Origin of the sequence: Streptococcus suis, assembly GCF_019794555.1 — a bacterium.
Lineage (GTDB): Bacteria > Bacillota > Bacilli > Lactobacillales > Streptococcaceae > Streptococcus > Streptococcus suis_AB.
Genome location: NZ_JAIMEP010000020.1, coordinates 1 through 15,362, shown reverse-complemented (window position 1 = coordinate 15,362; position 15,362 = coordinate 1). Strand labels below are relative to the sequence as shown.

Below are 15,362 nucleotides of genomic sequence, written 5' to 3'. Positions count from 1 at the left end.
ATTTATTATTCTGAAGAGGACATTTATGAAAGCTTTACTTGTTTTTGCACATCCGAGAAAAGAAAGTTTTACCCACGCCCTCGTTCATAGAGTAACTGAGGCTTTGGTAGCAAATGGAGCAGAAGTAACTGTCCGAGATTTGTATAAATTGGGTTTTGATCCAGTTCTTCGAGGAGAAGATACTATTCACATTGAAAATGGAAAATTTGTACGAGATGCAACTAGTTTTCCGCCAGATGTCCAAACAGAAATGGATCTGATTGCAGAGAGTGATTTGCTTGTTTATATTTTTCCAAGTTGGTGGAATGGTATGCCTGCGATAATGAAGGGTTATGTAGACCGTGTATTTCAGCACGGATTTGCTTATAGTTTTGAATCCGATGAGCCTCGCAAGCTCTTCTCAACAAAGAAAGCTATTTTCCTTACTCCTACAGGGCAACCACAAAATGCGGATGGAAGTCTGACACCGATAAATCAGGCAATGAAATTTCTAACTTCAGATTGGCTCTTCAACAGTAATGATGCACAAGTCATTGATCATGTTTTTTATGGTCGAGTTCCTTATTTGACGAGTGAGGAATTAGAAGTTTATCTGAAGGATGCGGAAGATAGGATACATAATGTGTTTTTGAAATGATCAGGTATTTTTATCAAATAGTATATAAATATAGAGGACTTGTCTAGAAGGCAAGCCCTTTTTTTAACGCTCAATAACTAGCTTTTTCATAGAGTTTGTGATAGAATGAAACGTATGCCTTTTTATACGTAGAATGATCAATTGTAGCTACAATTTTCTTTCAATGAATAATGATTTCTATTGGAAGATTTGGATTTTGACAAGTATTGATTCTGTTGATCATTAGGCAAATTAAGAAAGTGAATATTTAGTATGAGAAAAATTGTAATTAATGGTGGGAAAGTACTGAAAGGTGCTGTAACAGTAAGTGGCGCTAAAAACTCAGTTGTAGCTTTGATCCCAGCCATTATTCTTGCAGATGGAATTGTCACTTTGGACGGTGTCCCAGCCATTTCAGATGTTGATAGTTTAGTTGATATTATGGAAACAATGGGTGCGACGGTAAAGCGCGATGGTGAGACACTTGAGATTGACCCACGTGGTGTTCAAGATATGCCAATGCCCTTTGGTAAAATTAATAGTTTGCGCGCGTCCTATTATTTTTATGGTTCTCTGCTTGGTCGTTTTGGTCAAGCAGTTGTTGGTTTACCTGGTGGATGCGATTTAGGACCTCGTCCGATTGATTTGCACCTTAAAGCCTTCGCTGCTATGGGCGCTGAGACAACCTATGAAGGTGAATATATGCGCCTAGCAACCAATGGACAACGGATTCAAGGGGCTCATATATTCATGGATGTTGTCAGTGTTGGCGCAACAATCAATACGATTTTAGCTGCTGTTAAAGCGAAAGGTCGTACTGTTATTGAAAATGCAGCACGTGAACCTGAGATCATTGATGTGGCAACTCTGCTAAACAATATGGGGGCTCGTATTCGCGGGGCAGGTACAGATATTATTACAATAGATGGTGTAGATCACCTTAAAGGAACTCGCCATCAAGTTATTCCTGATCGTATCGAAGCAGGGACTTATATCGCCTTAGCTGCTGCAGTTGGTGAAGGGATTCGGATTGATAATGTCCTTTACGAGCATTTGGAAAGCTACATTGCTAAACTTCAGGAAATGGGTGTTCGCATGACCATTTCTGAAGACAGTATTTTTGTTGAAAAACAAGAAACATTAAAGGCTGTGAATATCAAAACCTCCCCTTATCCAGGTTTTGCGACAGACTTGCAACAACCTATTACCCCCTTACTCCTTAAAGCTACAGGTACCGGAACTATCGTGGACACAATTTATGAAAAACGTGTTGGACACGTGCAGGAATTGGCTAATCTCGGAGCAAAAATTTCAACACGTAGTAATCATATTGCCTTTGAAGGTCCCAATCAACTAAGAGGGTCTTCTGTTAAAGCAACAGATTTACGGGCTGGTGCGGCGATGGTTATTGCTGGTCTAATGGCTCAAGGTCGAACAGAAATTACAAATATTGAGTTTATTCTGCGTGGCTACTCAAATATTATTGAAAAGTTAACAGAGCTTGGTGCAGATATTCAGTTGATTGAGGACTAGTTGACCTAGTAGAGAATTGCATCTTTTGAATGTAATGATTTTATAAATCAAATATTTTGGGGCTGGGAGCAATTCTCAGTCCCTTGGGTACACTATGACACTTTGGATACAGTTAGCTAAATTTGCATGTTTTGAAACGGATCATTTCATTTTGCGACCATTTTCTTACGAGGATGGTGAGGATTTTTATACAATAGTGTCGCATGCTGAGAATCTTCCATTTATTTTTCCAGTTTTGAAGGACAAAGAGATTGCTGTTGCGACAATGGTTGAAAAATTTATCCGTTCGCCATTAGGAAATTGGGCATTAATAGAAAAAAACTCTGGTCGTATGATTGGTGCTCTTTGTTTTGAAAAGGTAGATGAACGTCAACTTTCTGCGGAGCTCAGCTATTTCCTAAAAAAAGACTACTGGGGTCAAGGACTCATGACGGAAGCGGTGCGGACTTTAGTCTATCTAGCTTTTTACGAGTTTGGCATGAGAGAATTGACGATTGTCACCCATGAGGAAAATGTGGCTAGTCAAAGGGTGGCTAGAAAAGCTGGCTTTGTGCAAATTAACCACTATCGTGGAAGTGACCGTTATAGTCATAAAATGAGAAATTACTTGAAATTTAGCTTGAAGAAGGCAGATTTTAATTTAGAAATGTATGAGGACAATCAATGATTACAATTAAATCACAACGAGAAATCGATGCCATGAGCAGAGCCGGGGAAGTTTTGTCAGGAATCCATATTGGATTACGTGACATCATCAAGCCAGGTGTGGACATGTGGGAAGTGGAAGAATATGTCCGTAAAACGTGTAAAGAAAAAAATGTGTTGCCACTTCAAATTGGTGTAGACGGAGAATTGATGGATTATCCATACGCAACTTGTTGTGGATTGAATGATGAGGTAGCTCATGCCTTTCCGCGTCATTACAAACTTAAAGAAGGTGATTTACTGAAGGTTGATATGGTTTTGAGTGAGCCTTTGGACAAGTCTGTAGTTGATGTGTCTAAGCTTAACTTTAATGATGTGAAAGCAATGAAAAAAATCACTCAAGCCTATAGTGGTGGAGTGGCAGATTCATGCTGGGCATATGCAGTTGGTCAGGTTTCTGACCAAGTCAAAAATCTAATGGATGTCACAAAAGAATGTCTGTACCGTGGAATTGAGCAAGCTATTGTTGGGAATCGAATCGGTGACATTGGTGCTGCCATTCAAGAATACGCAGAAGGTTTGGGCTACGGTGTTGTTCGAGACTTGGTAGGTCATGGTGTAGGTCCAACCATGCATGAAGAACCGATGGTTCCTCACTATGGAACAAAGGGTCGTGGTCTCCGATTACGTGAGGGCATGGTCTTGACGATTGAGCCCATGATTAATACAGGGACTTGGGAAATTGATACAGATATGAAGACTGGCTGGGCTCACAAAACACTTGATGGTGGCTTATCTTGTCAATATGAGCACCAATTTGTGATTACAAAAGATGGTCCACTTATCTTGACTAGTCAAGGTGAAGAAGGAACTTATTAATACTCTTCTAAAATCAAAAGCCGACGTTGTTGACTTGAATTGATGAGTGAAAGGCTCCAGCGGAGCTTTTCAGCCTGTTACCTTGAAATAATATAGTAACAGGGTTCTATTTGCATCATATCGACACGAACTACGTTCGCTCAATTTTCAACCTCCAACGGTTCCCCAAACCCTTGGAGCGAGTCAGATTTTGATTTTCATTGAGTATAAATCAATTAGAGAAGGAAAGTATGAGGTTGAATGAATGAGGAAAGTCAAAAAACTAGAAGGGCTGAAAACATTCTTTTCAACCTTTTTTTCCTATTATAAATCAGCTGAAATTGAAATTACAAGTGTAGCGGTGGCTTATTATCTTCTGATTTCCATATTTCCGATTCTGTTGACCTTAGCCAATTTATTGCCTTATTTTCCTTTTGATGTTGATGCGATTCTATCAGTATTAGCAGAATTTATTCCTGACAAGATCTATCCTTCGGTTTCGAATTTTGTTACCAACATCCTCACTAAACCCTCAAGTTCTTGGTTAGGTATTGCTATTCTTACGACTTTATGGACCCTTTCAAAAAGTATGATGATTTTACAAAAGGCTGTTAATAAGGCTTATGGTATGGAAAATCATCGTGATGTCATTGTTGGTCGGCTAGTAGGTATATTTTTGGGGATTGGCTTGCAAATAATCATAGGATTGAGCATAGTGAGTGTGACATTTGGTCAAGCCATTTTTTCTTATTTAGATAACTATTTTAATCTTGAAAATGGTTGGTTGGATATTTTTTTAGGACAAACACAATCGATTGCCTACCTAGCACTGTTTGCGGCACTGATTATGTTCTATTATTTTTTGCCAAATGTTCGAATCCCTAAAATGTGGTATGTTTTCCCTGGGGCTGGTTTTGTTCTATTTATTATGGCAACAACTGGGAAGTTGTTTTCGCTGTATTTGGATAACTATGCAAATAAAGTATCAGATTTTCGTTCGGCAACAGCAGTAATATTTCTTGTATTTATGGTCTGGTTTATTTTTTGGGCCCAGATTCTAATCATAGGTGCAGTTCTTAATGCGAGTATTCATAGACTACGAATTGGTGAAATTAAAGCTAGAGATGGGGATTTTATTTCGATTTTTAAGCGTGCTAAAGCAAAATATAAAAAAACGAGTAACCCCTAGTTTGAGGGCGCTCGTTTTTTTTTTAGAGAGTTGAATTATTTAGGATTCTAAAAAACTTTTTATATTAAATTGTAGTAAACTTTATCAATTTCAAAGCTTTTACCAAAAAGAATTGATGTCTAAAGTACAATTCCCAAATGGATAGAATGAAAATTTTGGGGGAATTAGAATAAAATCTAACAATCCAGTTTCGCCAATTTAATTATGTATTGACTTTTTTAGAGTCTGTCCTGCATAAAACAATTCTAGAAACTATTTTACACACATACTATTTTGGTTATTCCTTAGTTTTTACGTTTCTGAATTAGTACTGCTGTACTTAAAAGAGTCAATCCAGCTAATGCGTATGCAATAGAGCCTGTTTCACCCGTATTTGGTAGTTCTTTAGTCTGGGTTGCTACTTTAGCACGATGGTTGAGAGAAACTGGTTGAGTGTTTGCTGTCTGGCTTGGATTTGGTTTGACTACATGGTTTGCTTGATTATTTTTGAATTGCTGACTCTCTTTGTTTCCATTAAGTCCCAAATTGTTATCAATATGAGGATTTGTTTTGCCAGTGATATTTGTTTCACTAGATTTGAGGCTCTCTAATAGTTTTTCAATATCAAGACTTGGTCTTTCTGCGATGCTTGGGCTATCTTTTGGAACAGCGATGATAGTACCGTCTGGAAGAGTTGAGATAGTGTTATCTTTTGCCTTGTCTTCTAGGTCTTTGGCTACTTTGTAGTCAGCAAGGAGCTTGTCATAGTTTGCTTTAGCTGTGTCATAGGCAAGTTTTGCCTCATCAACTTCTTTTTGACGTTGAGTGAGCTTGCTCTTAGCTGCTTCCAGCTCGGTTTTTGTTTGTACGAGCCTGCCTTTGGCTTCTTGGTCAGCTTTGTGTGCGCTAGCCAGGTTTTCTTGTGCTGTGATTAGTGCTTGATAGTAGGATTTAGCGGTTTCAAGCTGCACTTTGGCGTTTGCTAGGTCTTGTTTAGCTGTTTCTGTAAGGCTTGTTGCTTGTGTGAGTGCTGTTTGGCGTTGGCTAAGCTCTGCTTTTTGCGTATCAAGGTTTGTCTGCGCTTCTTGGACAGCTTTTTCTTGGCTAGCTAGTTGTTCGTTTAAGCTATCCAATTGGCTGTTTTGTTCGAGTTGAGTGAGCTTTTCATTGGTTTGAGCTACCTTAGCCTTTGCAGTGCTGAGATCAGTTTGTGCCGTTTTTAGGTTAGTTTCAAGGCTACTAATCTCTGCTTCTTTTTCAGCTGTTTTTTCTGACAGGTTAGCTTGGTTCTTAAGCGCAAAGATGTAGGCGGCACGAGCTTGGTCAGAAGCGATTTTGCTTTCATCAAGATTTTTCTTGCTCTGCTCTAGTACAGATTTTGCGAGAGTATCAACAGTCTGTGCAGTGTCGTGATCGAGTTTAGTTCTGTCATAGACAAAGTTAAAAGTAACAGCAGGAAGAAAGACCACGGGAGTATTTGTTCCGCTTCTAACCATGACAGTTTCACCCTTTTCGTTGGTGATAAAATCAGGATCAAATTTGGAAGTGTCAGCGAATCTTGGATCATTTTCCAAATCATGTAGTGTTGTTTCTAATGTTGCATGACGACCATTAGCAGAGAAGCCAATACCGATAGGACCGGCAGCCATGAGTTGATTGATCCTGTGTCCATAGTTTATTTTTTGATTGCTTGTTGCAGTACGAGCAACATTTTGGTAATCAGTAAACCATCCTAATAGCAAGTAGTAGGCAATAGATTGATCTGACAAGGGCTCGTCAGTAAATGACAAATAAAGTGTAGGATCTAGATTCGGTATTATTCCGCTCCAACTGACTGCATTTTCCCCGCCAAGAATATTATTTTTATCGTTGGTGGTGACAACCCCATTTTCTATATTGATGTCTAGCTGTTGCTCTAGGTTAAAATCAGCGGGGTTTAGGTTTGTATGGTGGGTTAACATCCTTCTAGCTGCGTTCTCTTCAGCTCGTGCAATAGCATAAGCAATAAGGTCTGAATTGCTCGCATCAACTGTATTTGTCAGACCATTAAGACGTTTTAGTTCGTTGAGGTAGTCAACAAAATATTCGGTAATCTTCCTGCTATTTGGGACATAGGTGATGGTGCCTTTTTCAGCATACTCTTTGGCTTGCTCAGCTGTGAGGTAGATGGTTTCTGTTCGTTCACCAGAATAGATAGTTGCAGACATCTCAGGATGTTTGAATTGCTCTTCAAGGACAGTAGGGGTCTGGGTGAGAATCAGCGTGGTTGACTGAGGATTGATAATCTGGTCAACACGCTTCTTGGTTTTATTATATAGTCTTTCAGCTTCACTGTAAATACCATATTTTTCAGTTGATTCGTTATTTAACTCATCAATATTAGCACTGTTTTTTAGGGCATTTAGTTCTGTTTTAGCGCTGTCTAGTTGAATAGAGTTGGTTGAAATCTTGTTTTCAAGAGTCGTCACTTCTGTTTGACTAGTGCTGAGGTCTTTCTGGAGTTGCGCTTTTGCCTGAGCTTCTTGCTCTTGGGTGTTGTTGATAGTTTCTTGAGTGGCTTGGTAAGTTGCTGTTTTAGCATCTAGGTTAGACTGGGCATTAGCCACTTGGTCAGCTTGTTGTGTGTAGGCATCTTGGGCTTGCTTTTGCGCCTTTTCTGCGGCGTCAACTTGACTAGTAGCTTGAGCAACCGTTGTGTTTGCTGTGTCGATGTCTTTTTGTGCCGAAGCAATGTTTTCATCTGTGGCTTGTTTAGCTGTTTCACTAGCTTTAGCAAGATTGTCTGCAGCAGTATCTGCATCAGCTTGAGCTGATGTCGCCTGTTTTTGTGCCTCAGCAAGTGCGTTTTCTTCTTGTGCTAGCGCTTGTTGAGATTGCTCAAGATTGCTTTTAGCTGTAGTAGCTGTGGTTTCAGCTTGAGCCACCTGTTTTTCAAGCTCTTGTGAACTGGTCGTATTGACCTGGCTGGCTTGTTCAGGGGTGTTGGTGGTAGTTGTTTCATCTGCCAAGACCGTATTTGCCAAGCTAAAAGCTGCAAGTGTCGCAGTTGAGAGAGTTAGTGATTTAATAAGATTCTTTTTCATTTTTGTTCTCCAATGTTTTTTCTTGTATTTCAAGGTATAGTTTCCAAAATTCCTCGTGGTATTTAGAATAAGATCCCTGAGTCATGATAGTACCGTTATAAAAGGAAGTGATAGTCAGTGGTTTCTCACCAGAAGTGATTATATGGCAATCTCTGACACCATTTCCCGTAGAATCTACTTCTTTACACTTAATATGGTTAAGGTTGCAGAAGTTTTTTAGAACACGGTCAAATTTAGTGAGTTCCCTATCAACATCTCTTGATGAGTCCAAATGTTTAGCAATTTCGATATTATTATCTGTTATCCACCTTTGGATAGTAGCTAGTATTTGTTGATTACTTGGTTCTGCATGGTTAGCTTCTAACATAAGCTTTTCGTGTTGGTCTAGGATAGAATAAATCTTAATACTGTAGGAACCTTCTTTTTCAAATGTGATGTTTAGACGCTGGTTACTGTCGCTAGTTCCTTGTATATTTCCATAGTCAGTTGTGCTAAAACTAGTCTCATGAAGACGATATAGGAAAAGTTTTAGGATACCTTCATCTCTTATGAGCGGGATTTCAATAGGTTGTGACATCATTAACCTCCAAAAAATTTTAAACTCTCTCTCTTTTCAAGAGAGTTTAATGTATAATATGTAAGTATTATACATTAAACTAATAGTTCTTTTTATTATAATCTACAACCGTACTTTAATAATGCTATGACCAGAGACAAAATATATTATTTATAGATTTACATAAAAATTGATGAATCAGATATTTGTAAAATATACTAACTAGTGATAAAATAAAATAAAAAGTAGTTGGAGGTAAGTAATCATGCATAGATTATTTAGGATTACTAAAAATGTCATATTCTATTGTTTGATTCTAATCTTTGCGGGGGTGATGATTTTATCCTTTTCAAGTGTAGTTCTGCCTAAATCAAATTTGACATCTAGTAAGAATCAGCCTCAAACTATGAGTGTGTTAGAGGAGAGGCTTGTTGCCGAAAGTGGACCTATTAATTTTGAAAATCCTCAAAATCCTGCTAATTTATCTGAAGCATTAGCAGAAGGTGGTTATGTTATTGTGTTTCGATATACAGGGGCAGGGGGTGGAGCTTCGAAAATCTCGCCTACGTTGGATGGAAAAGTGATTGATGATGGGCAACGAATTTCTACAACAAGTATAGAAAGAATGCTTGAATACGGCAATAAGGTAAAGCAGCTAGATATTCAAATTGACCATATTCTATCGTCAGAATACTATTTTGTATGGCAGCATGCTGAGGCGGCTTTTGATTTACCAATTGAAATTTCGCGTGATTTAACTGGTTCGTTAAACTTTAACAATCAGAAAGAATTGGAGATTTCTCTTCAGAATTTGAGAAATAGGGTCGTAAAGGTTCCAGAAAGTGGCAAATCTACCTTTCTATTTACCCATCAAGGAAAATTTGATAAGGCATTTGGTTTTTATCCACCTGCAGGAACAACAATTATTTTTAAGCCAGATGGTAGCAGTAGACCTCAATTGATTGCTGTCTTGAGTTTTGAGGAGTTTATTCAATTATAAAAAGCCTTCTGCTGAGGCTTTTTATAAATGAAGAATTTCTGCATACTTTAAGACATAATAAACATGGAAACCGTTTTTATATTGATATTATTTATTGAACTATTTTACTCATTGAAAATTTATTTCTGTTGATTAAATACAAACAGTTTACTCAATACATAATTGAGTACAATCACTAAGACTTGTGAGAAGAGTGTTGCGATGGCATTGACAAGGGAAAGGTCATTGTTTACAAATTGACCGATAATACCTGGGAAAGCCTGTACAAAGAGAAATGCCAAAAGCATATCTAGTCCCATAGTAACGAGTCTGGCAGATACAAACTTAAGAAGTCTTTTCTCCCATCCCCTAGATTCTTGCCGAAAGACGATTTGGTCATTTGTAATAAATGCAAACAATATGGCGATAACATTGGCAAGAAAAGCAACAAGGACCACTTGATTGAGAAAGGCAAATAATAGGATACGGGCGACCATATACACTAAGGTTGTAGCAACACCAAATATTAAATAAAGGATAACTTCGTTCTGGAATGTTTTTTTCATAATATTTTTCATACGTCAAGTCTATCATTTTTTAATAAAATATGCTATACTTATCAACGTTGTTGACAGTTATGTGCAACAACCCTTGGGGCTTACTCACTTTACCCAAGCATATTACAAGCATTTTGCTAAAGGAGAATCAGGATGAATACATCTAAATGGTCCGCCCGTGATTTGGCGGAAGTTGCTCTTGTTGCTGCAATTTATATTGCACTAACTGTTACCCCACCTTTAAATGCCATTTCGTTTGGTGCTGTACAGTTCCGAATTTCAGAAATGTTGAATTTTTTAGGTTTTTATCATAAAAAATATATTCTTGCTGTGACGATTGGATGTATGATTTCCAATCTGATGGTATATGGGGTTGTTGATCTACTGGTTGGTGGACTCTCTACCTTACTCTTTGTAAGTATCGGTGTCCTTTTGTTTGAACGCTATAAAAAAGAATATCTTTTTAATGGCTGGATGAACAAAGCATTTTTCTATTTTTCATTTTTCTTTGCTGCAACGATGTTTACCATTGCATTAGAACTAAACATCATGTATCAAGCACCTTTCTTCTTGACTTGGCTAACGACAGGTTTAGGTGAATTGTTATCCCTGTTAATTGGGGCAGTTGTTATTGAATCAGTGATGAAACGTATTCCAGGATACACACGTTTATAATAAAAAAACAATCCGAGCTATGATTAGCTTGGATTGTTTTCTATCTGGAGAATTATTTTTCTAAAAGCCCCAAACGGTTTAATTCATGATCAATTGTCATAAGCACAGTTTCTAAATCTTGTGGATTGTTTACAAAATCGAACTGATTTCCATCAATTCGGATTTTAGGAGAGGCTTTATAATCTTGGTACCAACTTGGATAGGCAGAATGGACCTGTTTATAATACTCAAGAAGTTCAGGATTTGCTGTTACCTGTTCGTAAGAGCGACCACGCAGTTGGATTCGACTCAACATGGTTTCAAGAGAAACATCGATGTAAACCAATAAATCTGGAGATTTCTTAGGCATCCCTTCTAGTTCCTCCAGCATATTTGCTAATAATTCTTTATAGATTTCGAGCTCCATTTTTGTGACATTGCCATTTTGATAATTAAGAGTTAGAAATAACTCATCCTCAAAAATAGAACGATCTAGAATATTATTATCTGCTCGGTAGGCCTCTTTAATGGATTGGAATCGTTTGTTTAAAAAGTAAATCTGTAATAAAAATGCGTATTTCTCAGGATCTTGGTAGTACAAGTCCAAAACAGGGTTTTGATCAACAGCTTCATAAAAAACATCGGTTCCGAGATGTTCTCCGAGAGCTGTAGCTAATGAGCTTTTTCCTGCTCCAATCGTTCCGGCTAATACAATCAACATAATGCTCCTCTCTTTTTCTAACGTTCTCATTGTATAAAAATATGGTATGGTTTTCAAGAATTAGACACGATTCCATTCAAATAAAATTCCCCCAAAATTTCTAGTAGGAGTTACAAACCTGTGGTAAAAGAGAATTTAAAAGCTCCTTTTTTCTGTTGTCAACCAAGGCCGATTTCGTGCTATAATAGTGTTTATGGAAGAAAAATATTTGAAAATTGCCCAAGAATTGGGTGTTAGTTTAAAACAAATTGATACAGTCTTGACGCTCACAGCAGAGGGAAATACCATTCCTTTTATTGCCCGATATCGTAAGGAAGCAACAGGAAACCTCGACGAAGTGGTCATCAAATCAATTATTGATCGTGACAAGGCTTTAACAGCTCTGGCTGAGCGTAAGGCGACGGTTCTAGCAAAGATTGAAGAACAAGGGAAATTAACCGATCAGCTCCGTCAAGCGATTGAAGAAGCAGAAAAGTTAGCGGATGTGGAAGAACTGTATTTACCTTATAAAGAAAAACGTCGCACAAAGGCCACAATAGCTCGTGAAGCTGGCTTATTCCCTCTAGCCCGTCTTATTTTACAAAACGTAGCAGATTTGGAAAATCAAGTAGCTCATTTTGTTTGTGAAGGGTTTGGCACGGCTGAAGCTTGTCTTACAGGAGCAGTTGATATTCTTGTAGAAGCTATTTCGGAAGATCCAAAGCTCCGTGCATGGACCTATCATGAAATTCAATCAAATTCGAGTCTCTATTCTGAATTAAAAGACCAAGCTGCTGATGAAAAGTTTGTGTTCCAAATGTATTACGAATTTTCTGAAAAAGTTGCGAAAATGCAGGGTTATCGTACCTTAGCTTTGAATCGTGGAGAAAAATTGGGCGTACTTAAAGTTCATTTTGAACACAATTTGGATAAGATGATTCGTTTCTTTGAAGTTCGCTTTCCGCAGAAAAATGCTTATATAGCAGATGCAATCAATCAGGCAGTTAAGAAAAAAATTATCCCAGCAATGGAGCGTCGCGTTCGGACAGAGTTGACAGAAAGTGCAGAAGAAGGGGCGATTGCTCTCTTTTCAGACAATCTTCGGAACTTGCTTCTCGTTCCACCATTAAAAGGAAAAATGGTCTTGGGTTTCGACCCTGCCTTTCGTACTGGTGCTAAGTTAGCTGTCGTAGATCAGACTGGTAAGCTACTGACGACACAAGTGATTCATCCAGTCAAGCCAGCTTCTCAGGCCCAGATTGCTCAGGCAAAGGAAGAGTTGGCCAACTTAATTGGTCAATACCAGGTGGAAATTATTGCCATTGGGAATGGGACAGCTAGCCGAGAATCGGAAGCTTTCGTTGCTGATTTGTTGAAAGATTTTCCGACGGTTTCTTACGTAATTGTAAATGAGAGTGGAGCTTCTGTCTACTCCGCATCTGAACTGGCTCGAACTGAATTTCCAGACCTAACGGTAGAAAAACGCTCTGCTATTTCCATCGCACGCCGTCTGCAAGACCCGTTGGCTGAGTTGGTTAAAATTGATCCAAAATCGATTGGTGTTGGACAGTATCAACATGATGTCAATCAAAAACTTTTGTCTGACAGTCTAGATTTTGTCGTTGATACAGTTGTTAACCAGGTCGGGGTCAATGTCAATACTGCAAGTCCTGCTCTTCTTTCGCATGTGGCTGGTCTCAATAAAACTATTTCAGAAAATATTGTCAAGTATCGTGAAGAAAATGGTGCTCTGACTTCTCGTCAACAGCTTAAAAAAGTTCCTCGCTTGGGAGAGAAGGCTTTTGAACAGGCAGCTGGTTTCTTGCGTATTCCAGATGGAACAAACTTTTTGGACAATACTGGTGTGCACCCAGAGTCATATAAGGCTGTAGAGATGTTGTTGAAACTGCTAGAAATTGACCACTTAGATGTTGCTTCGCAGGAAAAATTAAAACAAATTTCTATTGCAGAGATGGCAGAGGAAATTGGTGTCGGTCAGGAAACGTTGAAAGATATTATCGCTGACTTGCTCAAGCCTGGGCGTGATTTGCGTGATGAATTTGCAGCGCCAGTTCTTCGTCAAGATGTTCTTGATTTTAAGGATTTGCAAATTGGTCAGAAGTTGGAAGGTGTGGTCCGGAATGTGGTGGACTTTGGTGCTTTCGTGGACATTGGTATTCACGAAGATGGGCTGATTCATATATCAAACATGAGTAAGAATTTCATCAAGCATCCAAGTCAAGTTGTATCTGTTGGTGATGTGGTGACAGTTTGGGTTCATAAACTTGATCAGCAACGTGAGAAGGTTAATTTGACCTTGGTGGCTCCCCGTGAATCTCACTGAGTATGTTCAGCAGGTATCTGTAGAGGACTTTGGTAAAGAATTTCGACATGTAGCTCTTTGGAATAGCCGATTACGGTCGACAGGTGGTCGTTTTTTTCCTAAAGATGGCCACTTGGACTTTAATCCCAAGCATTTGGAGGAGCAAGGTTTAGAAGTCTTTCGGAAGATTGTCCGCCACGAGCTCTGTCACTACCATCTCTACTATGAGAAGAAGGGCTATCGGCACGGAGACTGGGATTTCAAGGAACTACTGGCTGCGGTGGACGGCCTGCGCTATGCTCCCAAACTGGAACAAGCTGCCAAGCCTGGTCTGCTTTATATCTGTCAGTCCTGTGCCCAAACCTACCAGCGCAAGCGCCGCATTGATCTAAAGAAATACCGGTGTGGGAAGTGTCACGGAAAGCTCGTTTTGAAACAATAGAGAATCAGTCCTTGGGCTGATTTTTTTGTTGGGAAATATGGTATACTAGTATGGAATTGAGGTGAGTCTATGGCGCAAAAGAGAGAAGAACGCTTAATTGAGTTATATGAAAAAGGTGTCTTGACCAAGGAAGAGGCTCGCGCCTGTTTTAAGGAAATGAATCAAGAACCAGACTTTCTTTTTGTGGAAGAAAAAGCAAAATTGAATTTTACCTTACCAAGTTTTAAGGTCTTTGCTTCCTCAAAGCTGAAACAGGCTTATTCATTTGATGGAATTGAATCACTCTTTCTAAAATTATCCGAGGGGCGGCTGACTCTAACCAAGTCTAAGAATGAACAGATCACCGTAGAAATTGTTTATAATCAAGATGCGCCAGAAGACAAGCTCCCCCGTCTTTATGTTGAAAAGAAAGGACTATATTTCAACAGTAGTTTGGCCTGTCGCTTGACCATTAGCTTACCCCAGGAATGGATGTCAGTACTAGATGTAGAACTTGGTCAAGCAGATGCCCGGTTAGACTACTTGCCGTTTGAAGATATTTCTATCCGCAGTTCAAGGGATAGAAAACAACAGGATATTCGCTTGACAACCTGCGGTGGCTACCCACAACATTTGTATGTGCAATTGGCACACGCGCCCTTAACCTTACAAACAGGGAAGGAGCAGGGAATTCGAGGTCAGATTGAGTCTCAATTAGGTCAGGTTTTAGTCAATCGGAAAAAGAAAAATAGTCCTTATCAATTTGAAAAATCAGGAAATGATTTACTCTTTATAAAAGCACAGACTGGTCAAGGTGCTTTTTATGTGAAAGGAATAAAAGATGTCAATTGATTTGTATAGAGTAAGAAAGGGAAAAGTTGTGTCTGGCGTTCTTGCTGGCATTGCTCATAAATTAGGATGGGAAGCATGGCTTGTTCGAGCCCTCTTCATAGCAGGTCTTCTATTTGGAAAATCTTTTATCTTGTTAGTCGCCCTTTACGCAGCAGCAGTTTACTTCTTACCATATAAGGAAGATAAGGATGCCGAGAAATATGGAACTGGCCCGCGTAAGATAAAAGATGCTGAGAAAATACATAAATCTTGGTTTGAATAATGCAAAAAAACTTGAGTTTAAAAGCTCAAGTTTTTTTTATGTACGACGGGCATGTCGTACATCTGAGGTGAAAGTCCTCTGTGGACACCCGCTACCGGTGAACCCCAAAGCGACTCCCAAGCCTGACTATCGTGAGGTAGCGGGGAGAGGAAGGG

General features: G+C 39.0%; 15 protein-coding genes and 1 riboswitch. Of the genes, 11 read left to right on the top strand and 4 right to left on the bottom strand.

Annotated elements, in window-relative coordinates; all coding sequences use genetic code 11:
• Nucleotides 1-25: 25 nt before the first annotated feature.
• The 5 genes from K6V48_RS08380 to K6V48_RS08360 all read left to right on the top strand — a co-directional run bounded on the left by K6V48_RS08380 (nucleotide 26) and on the right by K6V48_RS08360 (nucleotide 4,841).
• A complete protein-coding gene (locus K6V48_RS08380; RefSeq protein WP_222369025.1) occupies nucleotides 26-637 on the top strand; it encodes an NAD(P)H-dependent oxidoreductase in 612 nt (203 codons plus the stop codon).
• A 252-nt stretch (nucleotides 638-889) separates the two neighbouring features.
• Complete coding sequence (locus tag K6V48_RS08375; RefSeq protein WP_222369022.1) at nucleotides 890-2,149, top strand: UDP-N-acetylglucosamine 1-carboxyvinyltransferase; 1,260 nt, start codon at nucleotides 890-892, stop codon at nucleotides 2,147-2,149.
• Between the two features lie 94 nt (nucleotides 2,150-2,243).
• Entirely contained in the window at nucleotides 2,244-2,816 is a 573-nt protein-coding gene (locus tag K6V48_RS08370; RefSeq protein ID WP_222369019.1) for a GNAT family N-acetyltransferase, read from the top strand.
• Nucleotides 2,813-3,673 carry a methionyl aminopeptidase gene (locus tag K6V48_RS08365; protein WP_024396881.1) on the top strand — a complete coding sequence of 287 codons (861 nt, stop codon included), beginning with the start codon at nucleotides 2,813-2,815 and terminating at the stop codon, nucleotides 3,671-3,673. Before K6V48_RS08370 ends, K6V48_RS08365 begins: the two co-directional genes overlap by 4 nt.
• A gap of 244 nt (nucleotides 3,674-3,917) precedes the next feature.
• Nucleotides 3,918-4,841, top strand: coding sequence for a YihY/virulence factor BrkB family protein (locus K6V48_RS08360; RefSeq protein WP_222369016.1), 924 nt, complete (start codon nucleotides 3,918-3,920; stop codon nucleotides 4,839-4,841).
• Nucleotides 4,842-5,125: 284 nt separating this feature from the next.
• Here K6V48_RS08360 and K6V48_RS08355 read toward each other — a convergent pair whose 3' ends face one another.
• Both K6V48_RS08355 and K6V48_RS08350 read right to left on the bottom strand, forming a co-directional pair.
• A complete protein-coding gene (locus K6V48_RS08355) occupies nucleotides 5,126-7,903 on the bottom strand; it encodes an LPXTG cell wall anchor domain-containing protein (protein WP_222369013.1) in 2,778 nt (925 codons plus the stop codon).
• The gene (locus tag K6V48_RS08350) at nucleotides 7,884-8,480 is read right to left on the bottom strand and encodes a hypothetical protein (RefSeq protein WP_172019007.1); all 597 of its coding nucleotides are present in this window, start codon (nucleotides 8,478-8,480) and stop codon (nucleotides 7,884-7,886) included. Before K6V48_RS08350 ends, K6V48_RS08355 begins: the two co-directional genes overlap by 20 nt.
• Nucleotides 8,481-8,724: 244 nt before the next feature.
• On the opposite strand from K6V48_RS08350, the gene K6V48_RS08345 reads away from it, so the two are divergent.
• Entirely contained in the window at nucleotides 8,725-9,459 is a 735-nt protein-coding gene (locus K6V48_RS08345) for a histidine phosphatase family protein (RefSeq protein ID WP_222369010.1), read from the top strand.
• Nucleotides 9,460-9,578: 119 nt separating this feature from the next.
• Here K6V48_RS08345 and K6V48_RS08340 read toward each other — a convergent pair whose 3' ends face one another.
• Nucleotides 9,579-10,016 carry a GtrA family protein gene (locus K6V48_RS08340; protein WP_172039072.1) on the bottom strand — a complete coding sequence of 146 codons (438 nt, stop codon included), beginning with the start codon at nucleotides 10,014-10,016 and terminating at the stop codon, nucleotides 9,579-9,581.
• Between the two features lie 28 nt (nucleotides 10,017-10,044).
• A riboswitch (PreQ1 riboswitch) is annotated at nucleotides 10,045-10,151 on the top strand.
• Between K6V48_RS08340 and K6V48_RS08335 the strand changes: the two genes are divergently transcribed.
• Nucleotides 10,149-10,670 (top strand): QueT transporter family protein, encoded by a 522-nt coding sequence (locus tag K6V48_RS08335; protein WP_024392496.1) that lies wholly within the window; start codon nucleotides 10,149-10,151, stop codon nucleotides 10,668-10,670. Its footprint overlaps the riboswitch before it by 3 nt.
• 52 nt (nucleotides 10,671-10,722) lie before the next feature.
• On the opposite strand, the gene K6V48_RS08330 is transcribed toward K6V48_RS08335, so the two are convergent.
• Entirely contained in the window at nucleotides 10,723-11,370 is a 648-nt protein-coding gene (locus K6V48_RS08330; protein WP_024396878.1) for a deoxynucleoside kinase, read from the bottom strand.
• A gap of 193 nt (nucleotides 11,371-11,563) precedes the next feature.
• On the opposite strand from K6V48_RS08330, the gene K6V48_RS08325 reads away from it, so the two are divergent.
• From K6V48_RS08325 to K6V48_RS08310, 4 genes are all read left to right on the top strand, one after another.
• On the top strand, nucleotides 11,564-13,693 hold the full coding sequence (locus tag K6V48_RS08325) for a Tex family protein (RefSeq protein WP_222369007.1): 2,130 nt from the start codon (nucleotides 11,564-11,566) through the stop codon (nucleotides 13,691-13,693).
• On the top strand, nucleotides 13,680-14,114 hold the full coding sequence (locus tag K6V48_RS08320; protein WP_172055755.1) for a SprT family protein: 435 nt from the start codon (nucleotides 13,680-13,682) through the stop codon (nucleotides 14,112-14,114). The genes K6V48_RS08325 and K6V48_RS08320 overlap by 14 nt, the downstream gene beginning before the upstream one ends.
• A 69-nt stretch (nucleotides 14,115-14,183) precedes the next feature.
• Nucleotides 14,184-14,945, top strand: a complete 762-nt coding sequence (locus K6V48_RS08315) for a hypothetical protein (protein ID WP_222369004.1) — start codon at nucleotides 14,184-14,186, stop codon at nucleotides 14,943-14,945.
• Nucleotides 14,935-15,207, top strand: a complete 273-nt coding sequence (locus tag K6V48_RS08310; RefSeq protein WP_172071542.1) for a PspC domain-containing protein — start codon at nucleotides 14,935-14,937, stop codon at nucleotides 15,205-15,207. Before K6V48_RS08315 ends, K6V48_RS08310 begins: the two co-directional genes overlap by 11 nt.
• Nucleotides 15,208-15,362 lie beyond the last annotated feature (155 nt).

Excerpts from the sequence above, each read along its gene's own strand:
- K6V48_RS08325 (WP_222369007.1), top strand. The coding sequence starts at position 11,564 with ATGGAAGAAAAATATTTGAAAATTGCCCAAGAATTGGGTGTTAGTTTA.
- K6V48_RS08355 (WP_222369013.1), bottom strand. The coding sequence starts at position 7,903 with ATGAAAAAGAATCTTATTAAATCACTAACTCTCTCAACTGCGACACTT.
- K6V48_RS08345 (WP_222369010.1), top strand. The coding sequence starts at position 8,725 with ATGCATAGATTATTTAGGATTACTAAAAATGTCATATTCTATTGTTTG.
- K6V48_RS08350 (WP_172019007.1), bottom strand. The coding sequence starts at position 8,480 with ATGTCACAACCTATTGAAATCCCGCTCATAAGAGATGAAGGTATCCTA.
- K6V48_RS08370 (WP_222369019.1), top strand. The coding sequence starts at position 2,244 with ATGACACTTTGGATACAGTTAGCTAAATTTGCATGTTTTGAAACGGAT.
- K6V48_RS08365 (WP_024396881.1), top strand. The coding sequence starts at position 2,813 with ATGATTACAATTAAATCACAACGAGAAATCGATGCCATGAGCAGAGCC.
- K6V48_RS08310 (WP_172071542.1), top strand. The coding sequence starts at position 14,935 with ATGTCAATTGATTTGTATAGAGTAAGAAAGGGAAAAGTTGTGTCTGGC.
- K6V48_RS08360 (WP_222369016.1), top strand. The coding sequence starts at position 3,918 with ATGAGGAAAGTCAAAAAACTAGAAGGGCTGAAAACATTCTTTTCAACC.
- K6V48_RS08375 (WP_222369022.1), top strand. The coding sequence starts at position 890 with ATGAGAAAAATTGTAATTAATGGTGGGAAAGTACTGAAAGGTGCTGTA.
- K6V48_RS08315 (WP_222369004.1), top strand. The coding sequence starts at position 14,184 with ATGGCGCAAAAGAGAGAAGAACGCTTAATTGAGTTATATGAAAAAGGT.
- K6V48_RS08380 (WP_222369025.1), top strand. The coding sequence starts at position 26 with ATGAAAGCTTTACTTGTTTTTGCACATCCGAGAAAAGAAAGTTTTACC.
- K6V48_RS08330 (WP_024396878.1), bottom strand. The coding sequence starts at position 11,370 with ATGTTGATTGTATTAGCCGGAACGATTGGAGCAGGAAAAAGCTCATTA.
- K6V48_RS08340 (WP_172039072.1), bottom strand. The coding sequence starts at position 10,016 with ATGAAAAATATTATGAAAAAAACATTCCAGAACGAAGTTATCCTTTAT.
- K6V48_RS08335 (WP_024392496.1), top strand. The coding sequence starts at position 10,149 with ATGAATACATCTAAATGGTCCGCCCGTGATTTGGCGGAAGTTGCTCTT.